The organism is Erwinia artemisiae (assembly GCF_051400835.1).
Classification (GTDB): domain Bacteria; phylum Pseudomonadota; class Gammaproteobacteria; order Enterobacterales; family Enterobacteriaceae; genus Erwinia; species Erwinia aeris.
Window position 1 is genome coordinate 682,285 of sequence record NZ_JBLFFM010000001.1, and the last position, 22,688, is coordinate 704,972.

The window sequence follows — 22,688 nt, forward strand, 5'->3', positions numbered from 1 at the left end:
GCCTCCTCAGGCCGTTTTGGCTTTTTGTTTGTAGCGGTCGAAAATCACCGCCGCCAGCAGGATCAGGCCGCGCACCACATACTGCGAGAACGGCGAGATATTCAGCAGGTTCATCGCGTTTTCCACCGTGCCCAGGATCAGCACGCCCGCCACCACGTAGGAGATTTTGCCGATGCCGCCCTTCAGCGAGACGCCGCCCAGTACGCAGGCGGAGATAACGATCAGCTCATAGCCCAGCGAGGTCATCGGCTGGCCGCTGGTCATGCGCGAAGCGAGGATAATGCCCGCCGCGGCGGAAACCAGCCCGGAAAGAATGAAAATGATGATACGCGTGCGCACTACCGGTACGCCAGCCAGGCGAGCCGCTTCTTCGTTGCCGCCGATAGCAAGCGTGTTGCGGCCAAAGGTGGTTTTGTTCAGCAGAAAGCCAAAGACAATCAGCGTGCCGATGGTCAGCCAGACCGGTGCCGGAACGCCCAGCCAGCTGGCGTAGCCCAGCGCGAAGAAACGTTCGTCTTCAATGCCCACGGCCTTGCCGTCAGAGAAAATATAGGCCAGGCCGCGCACGATTTGCATCGTCGCCAGCGTGGTGATCAGCGCGTTGATTTTGAGTTTGGCGATCACGAAGCCGTTAACGAACCCGCAGAGCACGCCCAACAGCAGGCCCGCCGCAATGCCGATCCACAGGCTTTCCGTCATATTGATCACTACGGCGGCGGTGACGCCGGCGCAGGCAATCACCGAGGCGACCGAGAGATCGAAGTCGCCGGAGGCAAGGCAGAATAACATGCCGCAGGCCACCATGCCGGACATCGACATCGCCAGGCCCAGCCCTTTCATATTGATCAACGTGCCGAAGTTGGGCACAAAGATCGTGCAGCCGATAAACAGCACGGCAAACACCACCAGCATCCCGAAATTATCCCAGATGCGGCTCAGGTTGACGCGCTGCGTTGGCGGCGTGGCGGAAGAGGTAGTTAAAGACATGGTTGACTCCTTAAGTCAGGCTACGCGCTGCGTGGTTTTCGGCATGGCAAGCGCCAGCGTCAGGGCTTCGGTGGCTTCCTGATGGCTCAGCTCGCCCGCGATGGCGCCCTCGCGCATCACGAGAATGCGATCGGCCAGCCCCATCACTTCCGGTAAATCGCTGGAGGCGAAGAGCACGGCGATGCCCTCTTCCGCCAGCGCGTAAATCAAACGGTAGATTTCATTTTTCGCGCCGACGTCAATGCCTCGCGTTGGCTCGTCCAGCAGGATCACCTTCATCTCTTCCGACAGCCAGCGCCCCAGGATTGCCTTCTGCTGGTTGCCGCCGGAAAGATTCATGATCAGCTGGTCGGCGCCGGGGGTTTTGATGTTCAGCGAGCGAATATGGCTGGCGGCGTTTTTGCTTTCCCACTGGTTGTCGATCAGGCAGCCTGCGGTGAGGTTATTGCGCCGCGCGCTGATATTGATGTTGTCGCGCACGGAATGCACCGCGATGATGCCGTCCGCCTTGCGATCCTCCGGACAGAGCAGGATCCCGGCGCGGATAGCGTCGGACGGCTCGCGAATGGTTAACGCTTTGCCGTCAAGCTGCACTTCGCCGCCGCTGATGCGCGTGCCGCCGAACAGCCCTTTCAGCAATTCGCTGCGGCCCGCGCCCACCAGGCCAAACAGACCGACGATTTCTCCCGCGCGCACCTCCAGCGAGATCGGCGTCCGCACGCCTTTGGCCTGCACGTTATCCAGCTTCAGGCGCACCTCGCCGGTTTTACGCGGCGCGTAGCCGTAAATATCGCCAATTTCGCGGCCAACCATTGCCTGCACCAGTTCATCATGGCTGGTGGCGCCGACATCCTGAAAGGTCCGCACGTAGCGGCCGTCTTTAAAGACGGTAATGGCATCGCTGAGCGCGAAGATTTCTTCCATGCGGTGCGAAACATACAGCACCACTTTGCCCTCGTCGCGCAGCTGGCGGATCACGCGGAACAGCTGCTCGATTTCACGGGCGGAGAGCGAGCTGGTCGGCTCGTCAAAAGCGATGACTTTGGCATTCCTCGCCAGCGCTTTGGCGATTTCCACCATCTGCCACTGGCCAAGCGACAGCGACTTCAGCGGCGTATCGGGATCGATATCCATCCCTAAGTTTTTTAGCTGTAATCCCGCCTCGTAGCGCAGCAGCGAGCGGTTAACAAAGCCCGCGCGCTGCGGCAGCTGGCCCAGATAGATGTTCTCCGCTACCGACATTTCCGGCACCAGATGCAGTTCCTGATAGATAATCGCCACGCCCGCGTTCAGCGCGTCGAGCGTGTTGGCAAAATTAACCGGCTGGCCTTTCAGGCGGATTTCGCCGCTGGATGGCTGATAACTGCCGCTCAGGATCTTCAGCAGCGTCGATTTGCCCGCGCCGTTTTCGCCCATCAGGGCGTGCACCTGGCCCGCCGCACAGTCGAAGCTGATATCCGTCAGCGCCTTAACGCCGGGAAAGGTTTTGCCGATATTGTGAAAGCTCAGATACGGGGATGCCATGGTCATTCCTCGCTATAAGGTGCGCCGGGAGCCGCAGTGCGGCCCCCGTCCGATTACATCAGGCCTTTTTTAGCCAGCTCGGTTTTAAAGTTGTCGCGGGTGATCAGCACCACGTCGGTGACTTCGGTAAACTTCGGCGGCTCGGCGTCTTTGGTCACCCAGTCGTGGAGCATCTGAATGCTTTTATAACCGTGTACGTCCGGGCTTGGCAGCAGCGAACCGAAGAAACCGGTCGCCTTGCCTTTGGAGAGTTCGCTGATGGCGTCCACGCCGTTAATGCCGATGCCGATCACGTCCGGCGCCTTAAAGCCCTGGCCTTCGGTTGCGCGCACGCCGCCGAGGACGGTGTTGTCGTTCATGCCGACAATCAGCCAGTGTTTCACTTCCGGATGCTGCACCAGCAGCGAGTTGCCCGCGTCGAAAGCGCCGGGGATATCGTTGGATTTGGTCGGTACTTTATAAATCTGTGCTTCCGGGAAGCCTTCCGCCTTCAGCGCGTCCACTGACCCACTGGTGCGGCGACGTGCCGTATCCAGCTCGTCCGCCGTAATCGCCATGACGCCCGTTTCTTTCGCGTCCCAGCCGCGCTTTTTCATCTCCTTATAGAGTTCCTGCCCCTGACGCTCGCCAATTTTGGTTGCCGCCATCATCACCAGCGGCACCGTATCCATCGGTTTGCCTTTGGCTGTAACAAACTGATCGTCCACGGCAATCACTTTCAGATCGTAACTGCGGGCCTTCGCCACGATGGCGGAACCGAGTTTTGGATCGGGCGTGCAGATCACAAAGCCCTTCGCGCCGCTTGCGGCCAGGCTGTCGATAGCGTTCAGCGTTTTTTCACCATCGGGCACGGCGATTTTAATTACCTCAAAGCCTAAATCTTTGCCCGCCTTATCGGCGAACTTCCATTCGGTCTGAAACCAGGGTTCTTCCGGCTGCTTGACTAAAAAACCCAGCTTCATGGTGTCAGCGATAGCTGAATTTGACATAACGGCGGCGAAGCCAGCGATGGCTAACGCCTGAGTAAATTTGTGCATGAGGCTCTCCGGCTCAGTGCCCGCTTTTGGCGGTTTAATGTAAACGGTATCATTCGGTCCTGGCACGCTGTAACGCCAGCATATTCGGCATTAGCGCAGACGCCGATAAGCGCTAGTTGTAATGGTAAAGATGCGTAGAAAGGGAGAGCGCTATCACACCCTGAGCTTTTAGCTGTTTAATCCATATATTTAGCAAAATTAACACAAATCAAACATTTGAAGTCGGTCACAAAACGCTGCGCGACGACAGAAAAGTGCATATTTGCAGCGCCCTTTAGACTAACCGCCTGGCGCGCGATTTCTTAGGGTAGTCATATCGTATTCATTGACCGCCCGGAGAGAAAAATGCAGTTGGACGCCATCACAATCGGTCTGGACTTTGGCAGTGATTCCGTACGCGCGCTGGCAGTAGAGTGCGCAAGCGGTAAAGAGCTGCAAACCGGAGTCGTCGCCTATCCGCGCTGGCAGGCGGGTCTGTACAGCCAGAGCCGCATCAATCAGTTCCGTCATCATCCGCAGGACTATATCGACGCCTTTGAGCAAGCCATACGTGACGTTGTCACTAAATTAACGCCCGCTCAGCGCCAAAACATCGTGGGGATCGGCGTCGATTCCACAGGATCCACGCCAGCGCCCATCGATCGCGACGGCAACGTTCTGGCGCTGCGTCCGGAATTCGCCGAAAACCCCAACGCCATGTTTGTGCTGTGGAAAGATCACACGGCCATTAAAGAAGCGGAAGAAATTACCGCGCTGTGCCACAGCGGGCGTTTCGAGGACTACGCTCGCTTTATTGGCGGCACCTACTCCTCAGAGTGGTTCTGGGCAAAAATCCTGCACGTCAGCCGTGAGGATAAAGCGGTGCGCGAGGCGGCGGTCGCCTGGGTGGAGCTGTGCGACTGGGTGCCCGCCCTGCTCAGCGGCACTACCGCTCCGGAAGCGATCCGCCGTGGACGCTGCGCCGCCGGGCATAAATCGCTGTGGCATCCTGCCTGGGGCGGCCTGCCGGGCGCGGATTTCTTTAACGCGCTGGATCCGCTGCTGACGGAGCATCTGGATACGCCGATGTTCAGCGAAACCTGGACGGCCGAACAGCCCGTTGGGCAGATTACGGCGGAATGGGCGGCGCGGCTTGGCGTGCCGTCTGGCGTGATGATTTCCGGCGGCGAGTTCGACTGCCATATGGGCGCCGTCGGCGCGGGCGCCACGCCTTACACGCTGGTAAAAGTGATTGGCACCTCAACCTGCGACATCCTGATCGCCGATGTGGACCGCGTCGGTGAGCGCGCCATTGACGGCATCTGCGGCCAGGTTAACGGCAGCGTGGTGCCGAATATGATCGGCCTGGAAGCGGGCCAGTCGGCGTTTGGCGATATGTACGCCTGGTTCAGCCGCCTGCTCAGCTGGCCGTTAATTCAGGCCGCCGAAAAACACCCGCATCTTCAGGCGGAGCTGGCGGAGATACAGAAAAATCTGCTTAACGAATTAACTCAGGCCTGGGCTGCCGATCCACAGCTGGATCATCTGCCGGTGGTGCTGGACTGGTTTAACGGCCGCCGCACGCCTTTTGCCAATCAGCGCCTGAAAGGCGTCATTACCGATCTTAACCTGGGTACCGACGCGGCCACGCTGTTCGGCGGTTTTATCGCCGCCACCGCCTTTGGCGCACGCGCCATTATGGAATGTTTCGAGCGTCAGGATATTCCGGTAGAAAACATCCTGACCCTGGGCGGTATCGCCCGTAAATCCCCGGCCATTATGCAGGTCTGCTGCGATGTGATGAACCGACCGCTGGATATCGTCGCGTCGGACGAATGCTGTGCGCTGGGCGCGGCGATTTTTGCCGCCGTGGCCGCCGGCGTCTATCCCGACGTGCCTGCCGCCCAGCAGAAAATGGCCAGCCCAATTGCTACCACGCTGCAGCCCGACGCCAGCCGCGTCGATCGCTATCAGCAGCTTTATCAGCGTTACCTTCAATGGTGCGACGTGGCCGAACCCCTGTTCGCCCCGCGCCAGCTCAACAGTTAAGGAGAAAGTATGGCTCAGCTCAATGCGCTCAGCGTCTGGTTTGTTATCGGTACACAGCACCTTTACGGCAGTGAGACGCTGCGTCAGGTGGAGCATCATGCTCAGCAGGTGGTGGACGGGCTTAACCGCGACGGCAATCTGCCGTTTCGTCTTCAGCTCAAGCCGCTGGTGAAAAGCCCTGACGAGGCGCTGGCGCTCTGCCGCGAGGCGAACTATGCCGACGAGTGTTTAGGCATCATCACCTGGCTGCATACCTTTTCGCCCGCCAAAATGTGGATTGGCGGCCTGTCGGTGCTGAACAAGCCGCTGTTGCAGTTCCATACCCAGTTCAACGCGGAGATCCCGTGGGACAGCATGGATATGGACTTTATGAACCTGAACCAGACCGCGCACGGCGGCCGCGAGTTCGGCTTTATCGGCGCGCGGATGCGGCTACCGCACAGCGTGATCACCGGCCACTGGCAGGATAAAACTGCCCAGGAGCGCATCGGCAAGTGGATGCGCGCCGCTGCCGCTAAGCAGGCCAGCTCGCAGCTTAAGGTCGCTCGCTTTGGCGACAATATGCGCGAAGTAGCGGTAACGGAAGGCGATAAGGTGGCGGCGCAGATCCAGTTCGGCTACTCGGTTAACGGCTGGGGCGTGGGCGACCTGGTGGAGGTGATTAACGGCGTCAGCGATGGCGACGTCAACGCGCTGATCGATGAATACGAGAGCCTGTATGACTTTACGCCAGCGGCGGCAGCCAACGGCGAGAAGCGACAGAACGTGCTGGATGCGGCCCGCATCGAGCTGGGGATCAAAAGCTTTTTGCAGGCCGAAGGCTGCATGGCGTTCACCACCAACTTCCAGACCCTGCACGGCATGACCCAGCTGCCGGGCCTGGCGGTACAGCGACTGATGGGCCAGGGCTACGGTTTTGCCGGCGAAGGCGACTGGAAAACCGCCGCGCTGCTGCACATCTTTAAAGTGATGGCGACCGGTCTGCCGGGCGGCACCTCCTTTATGGAGGATTACACCTATCACTTCTCGCCGGGCAACGAGCTGGTGCTGGGTTCGCATATGCTGGAAGTCTGCCCTTCCATCGCCAAAGAAAGCCGTCCGCTGATTGACGTGCAGTATCTGGGCATTGGCGGCAAGGCCGATCCGGCGCGCATGATTTTCTCCACGCCAGCCGGACGCGCGGTGAACGCCAGCGTGATCGATATGGGCGACCGCTTCCGCCTGCTGGTGAACGTCGTCGACGCCGTGGAACAGCCCAAGCCGCTGCCGAAACTGCCGGTAGCCCGCGCCCTGTGGCGCGCACAGCCTTCGCTGGCAACGGCCTCGGAAACCTGGATCCTCGGCGGCGGCGCGCACCATACCGTGTTCAGCCAGGCGCTGACGGTGGAGGATATGCGTCAGTACGGCGAAATGCACGGTATCGAGGTGCTGGTGATTGACGAAGAAACCACGCTGCACGGCTTTAAGGACGCGCTGCGCTGGAACGAGGCGTACTATCGGCTGAATCAGCGTTAAGCCTGCCGATCTGGCAAGCCTATAAAGCCCCAACGGAGACGTCGGGGCTTTTATTTTATCTGTCGCCGGACGGGCTCCCCGCCGCTATCGGGCTGGCTGCTGGAGCATTTGGTGGATCAGCGCCTCCGTTTTTTCAAAAGAGGCGAACACCTGCTCGTCTGCTTTCTCTTTCTGATACTGGTCCGGCAGCACGCCGTCGTATTTGTCCCGGGGATTGTCACCACGCAGCCACTCCGCCGGAAAATCGGCCATTTTCTTTCCGCCTTCCCGATAACGGAACACCACGCCCTGACTGGTGCGCTCGTTGTAGGGAATAATACTGTTGCCCTGATGATCTTTCAGACCGTCAAACAGCTTTTTGCGCAGCGCGATTTTGGTTTCGATCATCGCTTTGGATTTATCGTCGATCAGATTGTGCTTCTCATGCGGATCTTTGGCGATATCGTACAGCTCCTCTTTATCCCAGATACCGTAGTACTGAATGTATTTATACTGCGGCGTGCGAATAGCAAAGGTAGTCGGCGTATAGGGAAAGTTGTATTCCCAGAAATATTCATAGACGAAGTAATCCTTACGCGGCGGCAAATCTTTACGGCCGGTACCCAGCCCGAGAAAGCTGCTGCCGTCGTAGTTCGCCGGTTTCGCAATGCCCGCCGCATCCAGCAGGGTCGGCGCGATATCAATGTTCGCCACCACATCCTCGACCACTTTGCCCTTAGCGAAACCGGGACCGGACGCTATCAGCGGCACGCGCATCGACTCCTCGTAGGCGGCGCGTTTATCGATCAGACCATGCTCGCCGAACATAAAGCCGTTATCGCCCATCACCATCACGATGGTGTTATCGGCCAGGCCGTTTTTCTTCAGCCACGCCTGCACGCGCCCCACGCTGTCGTCCACCGCCATCAGCGTTTCATAGTAGTCGCGCTGGAACTGCTGGAGATCCATTTTCCTGTCATAGGGATAGTCCACGCCGTGCCAGCTGTTACGCTGGTTTTTTACCCACATTGGCTTGCCGACGTAGTTTTCTTGCGTATCGGCCCACGTCTCCGGCAGCGGGAAAGTCACACTGGAAAGTTTGCCCTTATCGCGCACGGCGGGATAAAAATCGGCATGAACGCCCTTGTGCGATAGATAAACCATAAAGGGTCTGGACTTGTCGGTATGGTCAAGCCAGTCCAGCGTATAGTCGGTCAGCTCGTCGGTAATGTAGCCTTTTTGCGGCGTGAGCTTACCGTCGATATTCAGCATCGCCGGTTCGCCGAACATATTGATGGGATAATAGTCGCCCTGGCCCAGCAGCCCTACCCAACGGTCAAATCCGGCAAAACCCGCTTTCGCCGTGCTGTCCGCGCCGCCGAAGTGCCATTTGCCAAAAAAGGCGGTCTGATAGCCGCTCTTTTGCAGCAGCTCCGGAAAATAGCGTAGCCGCGAAAGATCGGTCGGATTATTGTCCGCTACGCCATGGTTATGCGCGTACATCCCGGTAAGAATAGAAGCCCGGCTGGGCGAAGAGAGCGATGTGGTAACAAAAGCGTTTTTAAACCAGGTGCCGTTGTGGGCGATCTCATCCATATGCGGCGTCTTGATCAGCGGGTTAATAAAACCGAAGGCGTCGTAGCGCTGATCGTCCAGCAGGATATAAACGATATTGGGTTTTGCCGACGCGCCTGCCGCAGGCGGCGGGGCCGCCGTAGCGGGTTGATATAATACCGGGCAGCAGAGCGCCAGCGCGGTTAAGGTTGTTTTCTTCATAACTTTATCCTCCGTGACGGTAACCGGACGGCGACGACCTGCGCGCTCGTCCGTTTGGTTCAGGGGCGCAGCCCCTGGTAATATCGCCGGATGCTTTTTTGCAGCTGCGGCGCGCTTTTTCCCTGCTGCGCCAGCGAGAGTATCTGCTGCATCACCGGCAGCACGTGCCGGTAGTGCAACGCCAGCCCCGCGCAGAAATAGTTTTGCGGCCAGTCTCCTTCGGCATACAGAAAACGATGTTTGGGGCAGCCGCCATGGCAAAGCGATCTGGCGTCGCAGCGCAGGCAGGCCTGATTCAGCTGGGTCAGCTTGCGCTGGCCGAACGCGCGCTGCTTCTCGCCGTTCACCAGCGTGCGTAAATCATCATGGTTGATATTGCCCAGCCGGTGCTGCGGATAAACAAAATGGTCGCAGGAATAGATATCGCCCTGCGCCTCTACCACCAGATTACCGCCGCAGGTTTCGCTCTGTACGCAGATGCCGGGCTGGCCGACCAGCTTCGCCAGCGTCTGTTCAAAGTTCATCACAAAAATTGCGCCGATATCGTGCTGCGCCCAGTGGTCGAAAATCGCGTTAAGAAAGCGGCCGTAAGCCAGCGCGGGTACGGACCAGGGCGCGACCCGGCAGTCACCTTTGAAATCCGGCGTGACCAGCGTCAGGCCGCTGGCGTCTGGCTCGGACGCTCGTCGCTCCACCAGCGGAATAAACTGCATATAGCGGCTGCCTGCGCGGCGCAAAAAATGGTAAATCTCCTTTGGTCTGGCGACGTTATCGGCGTTGACTACCGTTAGCGTGTTAAAGTCGACATGGTGACGTTTCAGGCAGGCCAGCCCGGCCATCACCTCGTTAAAGGTGCCTTTGCCCGCACGCGAACGCCGGTAGCGGTCGTGCGTGATGCTGTCGCCATCCAGCGAAAGCCCCACCAGAAAGCGGTGCCGTTTGAAAAAGCGCGCCCAGTCGTCGTTAAGATTGACGCCGTTGGTCTGGAAAAAATTATTGATTTGCCGGCCCTGAGCGTAACGCTGCTGAAGTTCGAGCGCTCGACGGTAGAAATCGATGCCCGCCAGCGTTGGTTCGCCGCCCTGCCAGATAAAGTCGACGACGGGCGCGTGCTGGGCTGCAATGGTCTGACGAATATAGTTTTCCAGCGTCGCGTCATCCATTTTTCTGTGCGCGGTATGCTGCGGATAAAGCTGGATTTTTTCCAGATAAAAGCAGTAATCACAGCGAAGATTGCAGGCCGCGCCGGGAGGCTTGGCCATGAGCTGAAAATTGATGCCGTTCTGCATACCCCCTCCTGGTGCGTTATCACGCGTGCTGCTGCGATGCCTTCCCTGACTAACAGGCGAAAAAAAACCTGAAAAAAAAGCGGAATATTTCACGCTCTTTTTTCAGGTTTCGCCCGCCCTGCGGTTACGCCCTGCCGTGGATGACACTAAGCCCGCGACGGCCGTTCCCACAACTGCCGACGGGGCATACTGTGATTACAATCACGATAAATCAGTGCGGTTTACCTCTTCGGCAAAAAATAGTCGAGTCAGCTCAGACGCTTCACCGGCGCATTCTGCTGGCGATCCCAGACTGCCGTCAGCAGCCTTTGCAGCGCGATAAAAGCAAACAGCAGGATGCCAATGGCGATTTTGGTCCACCATGAGCTGAGCGTACCGTCAAAGTTAATCCAGGTCTGGATTAACCCCTGGATCAGCACGCCAAAGAGCGTGCCGAGCACCGTGCCGACGCCGCCGGAGAGCAGCGTGCCGCCGATCACCACCGACGCGATGGCGTCCAGTTCTACGCCCATGCCCGCCAGCGCGTAACCGGCCGAGGTATAGATCGAAAACACGATGCCCGCCAGCGTCGCCAGCGCAGAAGAGAGCATATAGATACGTACGGTAGCGCTGCGCGTGCCGATGCCCATCAGGCGCGCGGAGGTGATATTCCCGCCAATAGCATAGACTTCGTTACCAAAGCGCGTACGGTGCGCCAGCAGGATCCCCGCCGCGACCACCACCAGCATAATCAGCGCCAGCAGGCTGAGCCGCCCGCCGCCGGGAATTTTCCAGGCCAGCGAAGAGAGCGTGCCGTACAGCGGATGATCGATGGGGATAGAGCTTTCCGACACCAGATAGCTGCTGCCGCGCAGAAAAAACATGCCAGCCAGCGTGATAATAAAAGCAGGCATTTTCAGCGCGTCGATCAGCCAGCCCATCAGCGCGCCGAATGCCGAGCCAAGCACCATCACCAGCGCAAACGCCAGCCAGGGATCGAGATGAAAATCGCCAATGGCCCGCGCCAGAAAAACGCCGGTAAAAGCGATCACCGCGCCCGGCGACAGATCGATGCCGCCGGAGAGGATCACAAAGGTCATGCCAACGGCAATAATCCCTAAAAAGGCGTTATCGGTCAGGATATTGGCGATCACGCGGGTGGAGGCGAAGCCGGGATACTGCGCCAGGCAGAACAGGTAGCCCGCCACAAACACCAGCAGCGTAATCATTAACGGCAAATAGCGTTTAATCACGGCGACCTCGCTTAAACAGTTGCAGAAAGGCGGGCGATTGCAGCAGCAGCACCGCCATCACCACCACGGCCTTGACCACCTGGTTCAGCTCCGGCGGAAAGCCGGAAAGCAGAATGCCGGTATTCATGGCCTGAATAGTCAGCGCGCCCAGCAGCGACAGCAGCAGGTTAAACCGGCCGCCCAGCAGCGAAGCGCCGCCGATAACCACGGCGAGGATAGCGTCCAGCTCCAGCCACAGCCCGGCATTGTTGGCGTCCGCGCCGCGAATATCCGCCGCGACAATCAGCCCCGCCACGGCGGCACACAGTCCGCTGATGATATAGGTTGTCATCACCACCGCCCAGCCGTTGACCCCGGCGTTGCGCGCGGCGCGCAGGTTAATCCCCACCGCTTCGATAAACATGCCCAGCGCGGTTTTTCTTGCCAGCAGCCAGACCAGCAGGGCCACGACCAGGGTTATCCATACCGGCACCGGCAGCAGCAACAGCGTGCCGCTGCCCAGCTGCGCCAGCGAGTCGCTGTTAAAGGTGACGATTTGCCCCTGGGTAATCAGCTGGGCAACGCCGCGCCCGGCCACCATTAAAATCAGCGTCGCCACAAAAGGCTGGATTTTTAACAGCGCCACCAGCACGCCGTTCCACAAGCCGCACAGCAGCCCGCTGCCCAGCGAGGCGAGCACGATGACCGGCAGGCTGTGTCCGGAAACGGTCAGCGTGGCCGCCGTGGCACCGGCAATCGCCATCACCGCGCCTACCGACAGGTCGATGCCGCCGGTGGCAATCACCAGCGTCATGCCGATTGAAAGCAGCGCTACCGGCGCGGCCCGATTAAGAATATCAATCGGGCTGCCGAACAGCCGCCCATCCTGAAGATGCACGGCAAAGAAGTTGTTTGCCACCAGGCTGTCCGCCAGCAGCACCAGGATCAGCGCGGCGAGCTGCGGCATCCCCGGCGGAAGTTTCCGTCCCGAAGCGATTTTTTTCATCAGCCTTGTCTCAAGCATGGGTTCCTCCGGCGGCTATCGCCTTAACCACAGCGGTGACGGAGAGATCCTCCAGCGGGATCTCCGCAACCTGTCGGCGATCCCGCAGGATAATCACCCTGTCCGCATAGCCGACCAGTTCCTCCAGTTCAGAAGAGATAACCAGCAGCGCCAGGCCATCCGCGCAAAGCGTTTCGATTAGCCGGATAATCTCCGCGTGCGCGCCAACGTCAATGCCGCGCGTCGGCTCGTCCAGGATCAGAAACTGCGGTTTGGTCACCAGCCAGCGGGAGAGCAGCACCTTTTGCTGATTGCCGCCGGACAGCAGCTCCACCGGCTGTTCGGCATGCGGCGTTCGAATGCCTAAGCTTTTGATATAGCGTTCGGCTATCTGCTGCTGCTCGCGCCTGGCGATAGGTCTGAGCCAGCCGCGTTGGGCCTGTAGCGCCAGAATGATATTTTCCCGCACGGAGGCCGCGCCGATAATGCCGTCGGTTTTGCGATCTTCGGGACAGAAGCCGATCCCCGCGCGCGAGGCCTGCGCGGGCGTGCGGATAGAGCGAGGTTTTCCCCTGATGAAGGCGCTGCCGCTGTCGGCGCTTTTAATGCCGAACAGCAGCTCTGCGGTTTCCGTGCGTCCGGAGCCCAGCAGACCGGCAAGGCCAACGGCCTCGCCGGGACGAACGCTAAGGCTGAAGGGCTCTATCGTCCCTTTCCTGCCGTAATCTTTGAACTCCACCACCGGCTGATGGCTTTTTAAGGTGCTGCCCGCGCGTTGAAGGGCGGTTTCCAGCAGTTCGCGCCCCAGCATCAGCTTAATCAGCTCGATTTGCGGCAGCGCGTGCGTTTCTCGCGTAGCAACAAACTGGCCGTTGCGCAGCACGGTGATGCGATCGCAAATTTTGTATACCTGGTCCAGAAAATGGGTAACGAAAATCAACCCCATGCCGCGCGCGCGCAGCTGGTTCATCAGCGTAAACAGCATCGTCACTTCGCTGGCGTCCAGGCTGGCCGTTGGCTCATCCAGGATCAGCACCTGTGCGGAGAGATCGACCGCGCGGCAGATAGCGATAATCTGCTGCATCGCAACCGAATAGTGTCCAAGCGGGCGCGTCACGTCCAGCTCAAAGCCGTAATTGTGCAGCAGCGTTCGCGCCTCTTTATTCATGCGGCGACGATCGATCATCCCCAGCCGACGCGGTTCGCGCCCGATAAACAGGTTGTCCGCGACCGACATGTTGGGCAACAGATTGACCTCCTGATAGACGGTACCTATCCCCGCCTGCTGGGCCTCCGCCGTGCTGCGCGGATCGATAGCCTGGCCCGCCAGCGTAACGGTGCCCGCATCGCGCCGGTAAACGCCGGTCAACACTTTAATCAGGGTGGATTTACCCGCGCCGTTCTCGCCCAGCAGCGCCATGATTTCACCGCCCTGTAGATCGAAAGAAACGCCTGCCAGCGCTTTGACGCCGGGAAAACTTTTACTCAGTCCGCTGATGCTGAGCAGCGGCAATGTTTGCGATGAGCTGGTCATGGCTTGCCTCGAAAGCAGCGCCGTCCGACGAGCGGACGGCAAAGGTGTCAGTAACCCATTCCTTTTTTCTTATCCAGCTGGGCCTGGGCGTCGGCTGGCAAAAAGAGCCTCGATTCGGTTTTGATAATTTTTGGCGGCTGGGCGCCGTTCTTGCGGAATTTCTCCAGCGCGTCGAATGCCGGGCCGGCCATATCAGGCGTCAGCTCGACGTTAGCGTTAGCCTCGCCTGCCAGCATCGCCTTGTAAATATCCGGCACGCCATCAATCGAGCCGGTCAGAATATCTTTGCCCGGCTTAAGGCCGGCTTCTTTAATGGCCTGAATGGCACCAATCGCCATATCGTCATTGTGGGCGTAAACCATGCAGATGTTCTTGCCGTTGTTTTCCGCTTTAATAAAGCTCTCCATGACTTCTTTACCTTTGCTGCGGGTAAAGTCTCCGGACTGCGAGCGCACAATTTTAATGCCGGGCGCGTTAGCAATGGCTTCGGCAAAGCCTTTTTTGCGATCTATCGCCACGCTGGCACCGACGGTGCCCTGTAGCTCCACAACATTACAGGGTTTACCGGCCAGCTCTTTGACCAGCCAGTCGCCAATCAGCTTGCCTTCCAGCACGTTATCCGCCGTGACAACGGACATATAGAGCGATTTATCTTTTACCACGATGGCGCGATCCAGCAGGAACACGGGGATTTTGGCGTCTTTAGCTTCCTCAAGCACCGGTTCCCACCCTGTTTGTACCACGGGCGCGATAAAGATGGCGTCCACGCCCTGCGCGATAAACGAGCGCACCGCCTTGATTTGGTTTTCCTGCTTTTGCTGTCCGTCGGCAATTTTCAGCGTGATGCCGCGTTTTTGCGCTTCGCTTTTGGCCATGCTGGTTTCCGCCGCTCGCCAGCCCGATTCGGAGCCAACCTGAGAAAAGCCAACCGTTAGGTTTTCTGCCAGCGCGTTACCGCTCAGCGCCGCGCCAATCAGCGTGGTTAAAAGTAAACGTTTCCACATAGGTCTGTTCCTCTGACGGGGGTCATTATCCGGGTGTGATTGCCGCTTAAGGGTGGCTCAGCCAGAAAAAAACATTTACGACAATGCTCACAAAATTCAGCAATTAAGGCGGGGCAAAACGGCAGGGATTTTCAGTGAAGAAAGGAATATGGATAAAATATACGTCAAGGCGGAAAAGTCATTGTTAAATAAGTGTAATAAAGATAAGCGCTTATCCGTCTGCTTCATGAAAGCGATTACAAAGAGAAGCACCGTATCTGCCGACTTACGTTAATAGCCTGTAGCAAGAGCAAAACGTTATTTTGTGAGCAATACCACATCCCGTTGGATCCAGTTATTAACACTGATAACATTTATTAACAAGAGTCGGGCAAATGCTAATTAAAGTCGACAATCACGGCGGCAGGATGCGGAAATGCCTTACTCTTTATTCTGAATTTACTGTGAATATGCATTTTCTACTATAGACAGCGCCTTGCCTGGTCATATACTTAAAACTCCTCATTTCTTATCATAACGGCAACCATGACAGTTCAAGACTATCTGTTAAAATTTCGTAAAGTAAGCTCTCCGGATACCCTGGAGAAGCTGTTTGATCATCTCAACTATTCTCTGACCGATAATAAAGAGATTATGGATATGTATCGCGCCGCCGATCATCGTCGTGCTGAACTGGCTTCGGGCGGACGTCTGTTCGATCTCGGCTGCGTACCCAAATCCGTCTGGCATTATGTCGTTTAGGTTTTCCGTTCTGATCCTGTTACCTGCTCCAGTCTGCAGCTCTTCCCCCCGCGGGCGCGCTGTACCATCCTCAGCGTTTTTATAACCTGAACCTGTATCAAGGCGGGCTGCCGTTGCCGCTCGCCTGAGCAACGCCCGGTTTTTTTTATCTCTGACAGGCTACGTTGACGGTCGGCCTGCCACCTTCCGCTATACTGCACGCTTTAATCACGCTTTCTGGCGCATTCGGTGTCGAAAAAACAGGCGATAATTTAATCCTCCGTGCGGTCATTTCCGCTGTACGGCGCGCTGATGTTGTTGTCCGGCCGCGAATGACCGATAATAAGCCGCTTTTATTTTTTCTCAGGCGTAAAAATGACCGACTACCTGCTTCTTTTTATTGGCACAGTGCTGGTGAATAACTTCGTCCTGGTGAAGTTTCTCGGCCTCTGTCCCTTTATGGGCGTTTCCAAAAAACTGGAAACGGCGATTGGCATGGGACTCGCCACGACTTTTGTGATCACCCTGGCCTCGATCTGCGCATGGCTGGTGAATCATCTGATCCTGCTGCCGCTGGATCTGGTTTATCTGCGCACCATGGCCTATATCCTGGTGATCGCGGTAGTGGTGCAGTTCACCGAAATGGTGGTGCGTAAAACCAGCCCGGATCTCTACAGGCTGCTGGGCATTTTTCTGCCGCTGATTACCACTAACTGCGCGGTGCTTGGCGTGCCGCTGCTGAGCGTCAACCTGAACCATACCTTTTTACAGGCCGCGCTGTACGGCTTCAGCGCCTCGATCGGCTTTTCGCTGGTGATGGTGCTGTTTGCCGGTATCCGCGAGCGGCTGGTGCTGGCCGACGTGCCTGCGCCTTTTAAAGGCTCCTCTATCGCGCTGGTGACCGCAGGTCTGATGGCGCTGGCATTTATGGGCTTTAGCGGTCTGGTGAAATTCTGATGAGTGCAGTATGGATTGCGGTGGCGGTATTAAGCGTGCTGGGCCTGATTTTCGGCGGCCTGCTGGGCTATGCCTCGCGCCGATTTAAAGTTGAAGAAGATCCTATCGTCGAGCAGATCGACGCTATTTTGCCGCAAAGCCAGTGCGGACAGTGCGGCTATCCCGGCTGTCGCCCCTATGCGGATGCGGTGGGCAACAACGGCGAGCAGATCAACAAGTGCGCGCCCGGCGGCGAACAGACCATGCTCAAGCTGGCCGCGCTGCTGAACGTCGAGCCACAGCCGCTGGGCGACGAAGCGGCGCGGGAACCCGAGCGCAAAGTCGCGTGGATTGACGAAGCAAACTGTATCGGCTGCACCAAATGCATCCAGGCCTGCCCTGTCGATGCCATCGTCGGCGCCACGCGCGCCATGCATACCGTGCTGAGCGATGTCTGCACGGGCTGCGATCTCTGCGTCGCGCCCTGCCCGACTGACTGCATCGAGATGCGTCCGGTCGCCACCACAACGGCAAACTGGAAGTGGGATCTGCAAACTATCCCGGTCAAAGTCATTTCTGTGGAAAGCCATGCGTAACCTGTTCAAGCTGTTTAAAAAAGAGAAGCTGTGGGATTTTCAGGGCGGTATTCATCCGCCGGAAATGAAAACCCAGTCCAGCCGCACGCCGCTGCGCCAGCTGCCGCTGCCTTCCCACTTTATTATTCCTCTTAAGCAGCATATCGGCCACGAGGGCGAAATGCTGGTGAAGCCGGGTGATAAAGTGCTGCGCGGTCAGCCGTTGACGTTTGGCCGTGGTCGGATGCTGCCGGTACACGCGCCGACTTCGGGCACCGTGGACGATATTGCGCCTCATATGACGGCGCACCCTTCCGCGCTGGCGGAAATGTGCATTTTTATCACGCCGGACGGCGAAGATCGCTGGATTGAAAAAAATCCGCTGGCCGACTATCGCCAGCATGAGCGCGCGGCGATAGTCGAGCGTATTCATCAGGCCGGCGTGGCCGGGCTTGGCGGCGCGGGCTTTCCTACCGCTACCAAGCTGAGAGGCGGGCTGCGCGGCGTAAAAACGTTGATTATCAATGCGGCCGAGTGCGAACCCTATATCACCGCCGATGACCGTCTGATGCAGGACTGCGCGGACGAGGTCATCGAAGGCAGCCGCATCCTGGGCTGGGTCTTGCAGGCCGAGCGCGTGCTGATCGGCATCGAAGACAACAAGCCGGAAGCGATCGCCGCGCTGAAAAAAGCGCTGGGCGGCGCGACGGATATGCAGATCCGGGTTATCCCGACCAAATATCCTTCCGGTGGCGCTAAGCAGCTCACTAAAATTCTGACCGGGCTGGAGGTGCCGCACGGCGGCCGCTCCACCGATATCGGCGTGCTGATGCAGAACGTCGGCACCGCCTGGGCGGTTAAACGCGCCATTATCGACGGCGAACCGCTAACCGAGCGCGTGGTGACCCTGACCGGTGAAGCCGTTAAGCGCCCAGGCAACGTCTGGGGACGCATCGGCACGCCCATCAGCCATCTGTTACAGCAGGCCGACTTTACGCCAGGCCCCGGCCAGATGGTGGTGATGGGCGGCCCGCTGATGGGCTTTACGCTGCCGACGCTGGACGTGCCGGTGGTGAAAATCACCAACTGCATCCTGGCCCCTTCCGCCAGCGAGATGGGCGATAGCGAAGAGGAAAAATCCTGCATTCGCTGTAGCGCCTGTGCGGACGCCTGCCCGGCGGCCCTGCTGCCGCAGCAGCTTTACTGGTACAGCCGGGGCGGCGACCACGATAAGGCGCGCGAGCACAATATTGACGACTGCATTGAGTGCGGCGCCTGCGCCTATGTCTGCCCCAGCAATATTCCGCTGGTGCAGTATTACCGCCAGGAAAAAGCGGAGATCCGCGCTATCGATCTGGAAGCGGAGCGCACCGCGCAGGCAAAAGCGCGCTTTGAAGCACGCCAGGCCCGTCTGGAACGTGAAAAGCTGGCGCGTGAAAACCGTCATCAGCAGGCAAAACGCACCGTCAGCCAGCGGGATCGCGGCGAGGTCGAAGCGGCGCTGGAGCGGGTGAAAGCGAAGCAGACGACAACCAGCGAAGACGCATTGGCTGCGGAAACTGCGGCGGCCGTAGCGCAGCGTGAAGCGCGGAAAGCGCAGGCGCGCGCGCAGCAGGCTGAAAAGCAGTCCGAGACCGAGCCGGCAACGCGTCAGGCAGGCGATCCGCGTAAGGCAGCGGTCGAAGCGGCTATCGCGCGTGCCAAAGCGAAAAAAGCGACGACGGAAGGCGAAGCGGCAGCCCAGGCGCAACCCGTGCAGGCAGCCGCCGCACCGGTCGATCCGCGCAAGGCAGCGGTTGAGGCGGCAGTTGCTCGCGCCAAAGCGAAGAAAGCGGCAGCCGCGAAAGCCTCTGCTGACGACGCCGTGCAGATAACCGAAAGCCAGCCCGTGCAGGCAGCTGAACAGCAATCCGTGCAGGTAAACGAACAGCCGGAAGCCGCACAGGTCGATCCGCGCAAGGCAGCCGTTGAGGTCGCAGTTGCCCGCGCCAAAGCGAAAAAAGCGGCGGCCGCGAAAGCCTCTGCTGACGACGCCGTGCAGACGACCGAAAGGCAGCCCGTGCAGGCAGCTGAACAGCAATCCGTGCAGGTAAACGAACAGCCGGAAGCCGCGTCGGTCGATCCGCGCAAGGCAGCCGTTGAGGCCGCAATTGCCCGCGCCAAAGCGAAGAAAGCAGCGGCCGCGAAAGCGTCTGCTGTGGACGCCGTGCAGACGACCGAAAGCCAGCCCGTGCAGGCAGCTGAACAGCAATCCGTACAGGTAAGCGAACAGCCGGAAGCCGCACAGGTCGATCCGCGCAAGGCAGCCGTTGAGGCCGCAATTGCCCGCGCCAAAGCGAAGAAAGCGGCGGCCGCGAAAGCAGCCGCTGCGGACGATATCGAGCAGAGAGTCGAAGAGCAGCAGGCGGCCACAACGGCGGAACAGGTCGCGCAGGCGACGACTATCCCTTCGTCAGAACATGACGATCCCCGCAAAGCGGCAGTGGCGGCGGCCATCGCTCGCGTTAAAGCGCGTAAGGCGCAGCATTCTACGCAAGAGGATTAAATGGCTTTTCGCATCGCTAGTTCGCCTTACACCCATAATCGCCGCAGCACCAGCACCATTATGCTGCTGGTGCTGGTGGCTACCCTGCCCGGCATCGCGGCTCAGTGCTGGTTTTTCGGCTGGGGCACCCTCATTCAAATCGCGATTGCCGCGGCGGCGGGCATCGGTGCCGAAGCCGCCATCCTTAAGCTGCGCAAGCAGCCGTTAGGCAAAACGCTGGGCGATAATTCCGCACTGCTGACCGCGCTGCTGCTGGCGATCAGTATTCCGCCGCTGGCGCCGTGGTGGGTGATAATTATCGGCACCCTCTTCGCCGTGGTGATCTCCAAACAGCTGTATGGCGGCCTGGGACAGAATCCTTTCAACCCCGCCATGGTGGGCTATGTGGTGCTGCTGATCTCCTTTCCGGTGCAGATGACCAGCTGGCTACCGCCGGACGCTTTGCAGTCGGTCACGCCCACCTTTTGGGACACGCTGCAGATGATTTTTCACGGGTCGACGCTTGATGGCCACACTATGCAGCAGCTGCAAATCGGCGTAGACGGCGTCAGCCAGGCGACGCCGCTGGATACCTTTAAAACCGGCCTGCGCGCCGGACACAGCGCGGAGCAGCTGCATGCCCTGCCCATTTACAGCGGCGTTATTGCCGGCCTGGGCTGGCAGTGGGTAAATATCGGCTATCTGGTCGGCGGTCTGTTTCTGCTGCTCACCAACAGCATTCGCTGGCATATCCCGGCCAGTATGCTGCTGTCGCTTGCGCTCTTCTCCACGCTCGGCTGGTTCTTTTCGCCTGAAAGCCTGGTGTCGCCTGCGATCCACCTTTTCTCAGGTGCAACCATGCTCGGCGCCTTTTTTATCGCCACCGACCCGGTCACGGCCTCGACCACCAATAAAGGCCGCCTGCTTTACGGCGTGCTGATTGGCCTGCTGGTGTGGCTTATCCGCAGCTTTGGCGGCTATCCTGACGGCGTGGCGTTTGCCGTGCTGCTGGCGAATATCACCGTGCCGCTGATCGACTATTACACGCAGCCGCGCGTTTACGGCCATCGTAAGGAAAAGTAATGCTGGATGCGATTCGTAAAAATGGCGTGACGCTGGCGCTGTTCGCCGCTGTCACTACCGGTCTGACCGCAGTGATCAACAGCGTGACCAAACCGACTATTGACCACCAGACCACGCTACAGCAAAAAAGCCTGCTGGATCAGGTGGTGCCGCCGGAGCTGTATAATAATCCGATTCAGCAGGAGTGTTACAGCGTCACTAATCCGGCGCTGGGCAGCGGTGTACACCGCCTGTACCTGGCGCGCAAAGATGACCGGCCGGTGGCGGCAGCGGTTGAGACTACCGCGCCCGACGGTTATTCTGGTGCCATTCAGATGCTGGTCGGCGCGGACTTCAACGGAAAAGTACTGGGCGTGCGCGTGGTGGAACACCATGAAACGCCGGGCCTGGGGGATAAAATAGAGCTGCGCATCTCTAACTGGATTGAAAGCTTCAGCGGCGTCAGGCTGAGTGGTAAAGATGATAAGCATTTTGCGGTGAAAAAAGACGGCGGCGATTTCGATCAGTTTACCGGCGCCACCATCACACCGCGCGCGGTAGTGAATGCGACAAAACGCACTACGCTATTTGTTGAAACGTTGCCGGGGCAGCTTGCCTCGCTGCCAACCTGTGGAGACTCCAATGAGTGAAGCCAAAACCCTGCTGATCGGCGGGCTGTGGAAAAATAACTCGGCGCTGGTTCAGCTGCTGGGCCTGTGTCCGCTGCTGGCGGTCACCTCTACCGCCACCAATGCGCTGGGCCTCGGCCTGGCCACCACGCTGGTGCTGACCTGCACCAACAGCGCGATTTCCGCCTCGCGCCGCTGGGTGCCGTCCGATATCCGTATTCCGATTTACGTGATGATTATCGCTGCCGTGGTGAGCTGCGTGCAGATGCTGATCAACGCCTATGCCTACGGGCTTTATCAGTCGTTAGGCATCTTTATCCCGCTGATCGTCACCAACTGTATCGTGGTGGGCCGCGCCGAAGCGGTTGCCTCGCGCAGCAGCGTGCCGCTGGCCGCGCTGGACGGCATGGCCATTGGCCTGGGCGCCACCAGCGTGATGTTCGTGCTGGGCTCGCTGCGTGAAATCATCGGTAACGGCACCATTTTCAACGGCGCCGATCAGCTGCTTGGCCCGTGGGCGAAAGTGCTGCGCGTGCAGGTTGTGCATTTTGATTCGCCAATGCTGCTGGCGATGCTGCCGCCGGGCGCGTTTATCGGCCTGGGAATGCTGCTGGCCGCGAAATACCTGATTGATAACAAGATGAAGGCCCGTGCGACCCGCAGGGCGGCAGAAGCCAGCCTGCCGAAAGGAGCACCGAGCACGCTGTGAACAAGGATAAACGTCAGCAAATTTTAGTGCGGCTGCGTGATAACAATCCGCATCCCACTACGGAACTGGTTTTCACTACGCCTTTTGAACTGCTGATTGCCGTGCTGCTCTCGGCGCAGGCCACCGACGTCAGCGTTAACAAGGCGACCGCAAAGCTCTATCCGGTTGCCAATACGCCCGCCGCCATGCTGGAGCTGGGCGTCGACGGCGTCAAAGCCTATATCAAGACCATCGGCCTGTTTAACAGCAAGGCGGAGAACGTCATTAAAACCTGCCGTATTTTGCTGGAGCAGCACGGCGGCGAAGTGCCGGAAAGCCGCGAGGCGCTGGAAGCGCTGCCGGGCGTGGGCCGCAAAACGGCGAACGTGGTGCTGAATACCGCTTTCGGCTGGCCGACCATTGCCGTGGATACCCATATCTTTCGCGTCTGCAACCGCACGAAATTCGCGCCGGGGAAGAACGTTGAGCAGGTAGAAGAAAAGCTGCTAAAAGTGGTGCCAAAAGAGTTCAAAGTAGACTGTCACCACTGGCTGATCCTGCACGGCCGCTACACCTGCATTGCCCGCAAACCGCGCTGCGGCTCCTGCCTGATTGAGGATCTTTGCGAGTACGGCGAGAAAACCGATATCTGATCCTTTTGCCGGAT

Annotated in this window: 19 protein-coding genes; 10 read left to right on the forward strand and 9 right to left on the reverse strand. The window is 58.7% G+C overall.

Features of this window, described 5'->3' with window-relative positions; translation table 11 throughout:
• Nucleotides 1-6: 6 nt before the first annotated feature.
• From araH to ACMGEE_RS03240, 3 genes are read right to left on the reverse strand one after another with little or no spacing between them, the layout of a single operon-like run.
• Nucleotides 7-987 (reverse strand): L-arabinose ABC transporter permease AraH, encoded by a 981-nt coding sequence (gene araH, locus ACMGEE_RS03230; protein ID WP_253454351.1) that lies wholly within the window; start codon nucleotides 985-987, stop codon nucleotides 7-9.
• 15 nt (nucleotides 988-1,002) lie between these two features.
• On the reverse strand, nucleotides 1,003-2,517 hold the full coding sequence (gene araG / locus ACMGEE_RS03235; RefSeq protein ID WP_125290103.1) for an L-arabinose ABC transporter ATP-binding protein AraG: 1,515 nt from the start codon (nucleotides 2,515-2,517) through the stop codon (nucleotides 1,003-1,005).
• Nucleotides 2,518-2,564: 47 nt separating this feature from the next.
• A complete protein-coding gene (locus ACMGEE_RS03240) occupies nucleotides 2,565-3,548 on the reverse strand; it encodes an arabinose ABC transporter substrate-binding protein (RefSeq protein ID WP_436829662.1) in 984 nt (327 codons plus the stop codon).
• Nucleotides 3,549-3,893: 345 nt separating this feature from the next.
• Here ACMGEE_RS03240 and ACMGEE_RS03245 point away from each other — a divergent pair, with 345 nt between their 5' ends.
• Both ACMGEE_RS03245 and araA read left to right on the forward strand, forming a co-directional pair.
• A complete protein-coding gene (locus ACMGEE_RS03245; protein WP_436829663.1) occupies nucleotides 3,894-5,576 on the forward strand; it encodes a ribulokinase in 1,683 nt (560 codons plus the stop codon).
• A gap of 9 nt (nucleotides 5,577-5,585) precedes the next feature.
• Nucleotides 5,586-7,091, forward strand: a complete 1,506-nt coding sequence (gene araA, locus ACMGEE_RS03250) for an L-arabinose isomerase (protein ID WP_301250963.1) — start codon at nucleotides 5,586-5,588, stop codon at nucleotides 7,089-7,091.
• 84 nt (nucleotides 7,092-7,175) lie between these two features.
• Here the strand turns inward: araA and ACMGEE_RS03255 are convergent, their stop codons facing one another.
• The 6 genes from ACMGEE_RS03255 to ytfQ form a co-directional block, all read right to left on the reverse strand.
• Complete coding sequence (locus ACMGEE_RS03255) at nucleotides 7,176-8,846, reverse strand: sulfatase family protein (protein ID WP_436829664.1); 1,671 nt, start codon at nucleotides 8,844-8,846, stop codon at nucleotides 7,176-7,178.
• Nucleotides 8,847-8,905: 59 nt separating this feature from the next.
• Nucleotides 8,906-10,135, reverse strand: coding sequence for an anaerobic sulfatase maturase (locus tag ACMGEE_RS03260; protein ID WP_369894804.1), 1,230 nt, complete (start codon nucleotides 10,133-10,135; stop codon nucleotides 8,906-8,908).
• A gap of 248 nt (nucleotides 10,136-10,383) precedes the next feature.
• Nucleotides 10,384-11,367 carry a galactofuranose ABC transporter, permease protein YjfF gene (yjfF, locus tag ACMGEE_RS03265; protein ID WP_253454356.1) on the reverse strand — a complete coding sequence of 328 codons (984 nt, stop codon included), beginning with the start codon at nucleotides 11,365-11,367 and terminating at the stop codon, nucleotides 10,384-10,386.
• The gene (gene ytfT / locus ACMGEE_RS03270; protein ID WP_436829665.1) at nucleotides 11,360-12,370 is read right to left on the reverse strand and encodes a galactofuranose ABC transporter, ATP-binding protein YtfT; all 1,011 of its coding nucleotides are present in this window, start codon (nucleotides 12,368-12,370) and stop codon (nucleotides 11,360-11,362) included. Before ytfT ends, yjfF begins: the two co-directional genes overlap by 8 nt.
• Nucleotides 12,363-13,883: a galactofuranose ABC transporter, ATP-binding protein YtfR gene (gene ytfR / locus ACMGEE_RS03275; RefSeq protein ID WP_253454358.1), complete on the reverse strand. Its 1,521-nt coding sequence runs from the start codon at nucleotides 13,881-13,883 to the stop codon at nucleotides 12,363-12,365. Before ytfR ends, ytfT begins: the two co-directional genes overlap by 8 nt.
• Before the next feature lie 47 nt (nucleotides 13,884-13,930).
• Nucleotides 13,931-14,887, reverse strand: coding sequence for a galactofuranose ABC transporter, galactofuranose-binding protein YtfQ (ytfQ, locus tag ACMGEE_RS03280; RefSeq protein ID WP_253454359.1), 957 nt, complete (start codon nucleotides 14,885-14,887; stop codon nucleotides 13,931-13,933).
• Between the two features lie 525 nt (nucleotides 14,888-15,412).
• Between ytfQ and ydgT the strand changes: the two genes are divergently transcribed.
• From ydgT to nth, 8 genes are all read left to right on the forward strand, one after another.
• Nucleotides 15,413-15,628, forward strand: a complete 216-nt coding sequence (gene ydgT / locus ACMGEE_RS03285; protein ID WP_125290112.1) for a transcription modulator YdgT — start codon at nucleotides 15,413-15,415, stop codon at nucleotides 15,626-15,628.
• A 354-nt stretch (nucleotides 15,629-15,982) separates the two neighbouring features.
• The gene (gene rsxA, locus ACMGEE_RS03290) at nucleotides 15,983-16,564 is read left to right on the forward strand and encodes an electron transport complex subunit RsxA (protein ID WP_034914646.1); all 582 of its coding nucleotides are present in this window, start codon (nucleotides 15,983-15,985) and stop codon (nucleotides 16,562-16,564) included.
• Entirely contained in the window at nucleotides 16,564-17,139 is a 576-nt protein-coding gene (rsxB, locus tag ACMGEE_RS03295) for an electron transport complex subunit RsxB (RefSeq protein WP_125290113.1), read from the forward strand. Before rsxA ends, rsxB begins: the two co-directional genes overlap by 1 nt.
• Complete coding sequence (rsxC, locus tag ACMGEE_RS03300; RefSeq protein ID WP_436829666.1) at nucleotides 17,132-19,663, forward strand: electron transport complex subunit RsxC; 2,532 nt, start codon at nucleotides 17,132-17,134, stop codon at nucleotides 19,661-19,663. Before rsxB ends, rsxC begins: the two co-directional genes overlap by 8 nt.
• The gene (gene rsxD / locus ACMGEE_RS03305) at nucleotides 19,664-20,725 is read left to right on the forward strand and encodes an electron transport complex subunit RsxD (protein WP_253454361.1); all 1,062 of its coding nucleotides are present in this window, start codon (nucleotides 19,664-19,666) and stop codon (nucleotides 20,723-20,725) included.
• Nucleotides 20,725-21,354 carry an electron transport complex subunit RsxG gene (gene rsxG / locus ACMGEE_RS03310; protein WP_301253434.1) on the forward strand — a complete coding sequence of 210 codons (630 nt, stop codon included), beginning with the start codon at nucleotides 20,725-20,727 and terminating at the stop codon, nucleotides 21,352-21,354. Before rsxD ends, rsxG begins: the two co-directional genes overlap by 1 nt.
• Nucleotides 21,347-22,042 (forward strand): electron transport complex subunit E, encoded by a 696-nt coding sequence (locus tag ACMGEE_RS03315; RefSeq protein WP_436829667.1) that lies wholly within the window; start codon nucleotides 21,347-21,349, stop codon nucleotides 22,040-22,042. Before rsxG ends, ACMGEE_RS03315 begins: the two co-directional genes overlap by 8 nt.
• On the forward strand, nucleotides 22,039-22,674 hold the full coding sequence (gene nth / locus ACMGEE_RS03320; protein WP_253454364.1) for an endonuclease III: 636 nt from the start codon (nucleotides 22,039-22,041) through the stop codon (nucleotides 22,672-22,674). Before ACMGEE_RS03315 ends, nth begins: the two co-directional genes overlap by 4 nt.
• Nucleotides 22,675-22,688: the final 14 nt, after the last annotated feature.